The sequence below is a fragment of the Streptomyces sp. SID13666 genome (assembly GCF_010548325.1).
Taxonomy (GTDB): domain Bacteria; phylum Actinomycetota; class Actinomycetes; order Streptomycetales; family Streptomycetaceae; genus Actinacidiphila; species Actinacidiphila fildesensis.
Map to the genome: position 1 here is coordinate 1 of NZ_JAAGLX010000112.1, position 1,383 is coordinate 1,383.

The window sequence follows — 1,383 nt, forward strand, 5'->3', positions numbered from 1 at the left end:
CAGGGTCCTTCGCAAGATCGTGATCGGTCCGGTTTTGTCAGGTGAGGCCGAGGGTCTGGACGGGGCGGCGGTAGTCGCGGGCGGTGTGTCGTAGGGCGGCGGCGATGTTGGTGTGGCCGTCCTGGCGGTGGATGCCGATGGCGAGGTTCCGCAGGGAGGCCATCGCGCGGGGCAGATGGCCGGTGCGGATCTTGGAGTCGTCTTCGCGGAAGGTCCGGTCGCGGACGTGGTGGAGGAGATTCTCGATGCGCCAGTGGCCTCTGATCCAGGCGGCGAGCTGTGCGCCGGTGGCGGTTCCGGGCGGCAGGCTGGTGATGAGGTGGACACGCTCGATGGTCAGCTTCCCGGTGTGCAGGTCACGGCGCCAGCGCACCATCTGGAGGGCCTGGGCCGCGTCGGGGTAGTTGATGTGGGCGAAGGCGACGGTCTTCAACCGGCGTATCTCCAGGCGGTGATGGGCTCGGTCGCGGGTCTTGTGGTCGAGCGTGATGTCCCGCCAGGGAAGCTTCCTGACCTGGTCGAACAGTCCGGGATGGTTGGCTTTGACGACGGCGAGGTAGTGCGCGCCGTGCCGGCGGAGGTAGCGGCCGTGGTCGTGCTGGGTGTGGAGAGCGTCGGCGGTGATCACCGTGTGGTTCAGGTCGAGGGTGTCCAGCAGCGGAGCGAAGGCGGGAATCTCGTTGCTCTTGTCTGCGACCTGGCGCTGGGCCAGGACGCTTCCGTTGTGGTCCATCGCGGCCAGCAGGGTGACGGCGCTCTTGCCGCCGGCCCGGGATCCGCGCAGGACCTTGCCGTCCACGGCGATCGCCCGCAACCGGCCCTCGGTGCCGCTGTCTTCGGCGGCGCGGGCGGTGAGGAAGGCACCGATCGCGGTGTCGAGTGCGTCGCCGTCGAGTTGGGACAGCAAGCGCCGCACGGTGTGCGGGTGCGGGGCCGGGACCATGCCGGAGAATGGATCGGGCGCGAAGCCCAGGGCCCGCAGGGCCCAGCCGGGCGCGTCCGTGATCCACTCGGATATCGCGGTGAGCGACTGCGCTCCGGCCAGGACGCTCGCGGCCGAAGCGGCGATCAGCGCCGACAGGGGGTAGCGGCGTCCGCGGCGGTCACGCGGATCGGGCAGCGCTGCGAGGAACGGCAGCACGGCCACGGCGCCCGGCAGTGGCGCCAGGCCGACGGACCGGGCCAGTTGGCCCAGCCCGGAGGGCATGGGAGAAGATATGGAGGCAGGCACGGACTCGCTCAGCGTTCATGGGACTTCGACACTCACATGATCACTGCGACCGTGCCTGCACTGCTTCCCGACCCCACCCCGCAGACACGAAACCCGGCATCACGTCGACACCCGACGAAACCGGACCGATCACGATCTTGCGAAGGACCCTG

1 protein-coding gene is annotated in these 1,383 nt (G+C 69.6%); it reads right to left on the reverse strand.

Translation table 11 applies throughout. The annotated features are described in order from the left end of the window. Positions 1-37: 37 nt before the first annotated feature. Entirely contained in the window at positions 38-1,207 is a 1,170-nt protein-coding gene (locus tag G3I60_RS43590) for an ISAs1 family transposase (RefSeq protein ID WP_164608540.1), read from the reverse strand. Positions 1,208-1,383 lie beyond the last annotated feature (176 nt).

Coding starts and splice junctions, on each gene's coding strand:
- G3I60_RS43590 (WP_164608540.1), bottom strand. CDS start 1,207: ATGCCCTCCGGGCTGGGCCAACTGGCCCGGTCCGTCGGCCTGGCGCCA.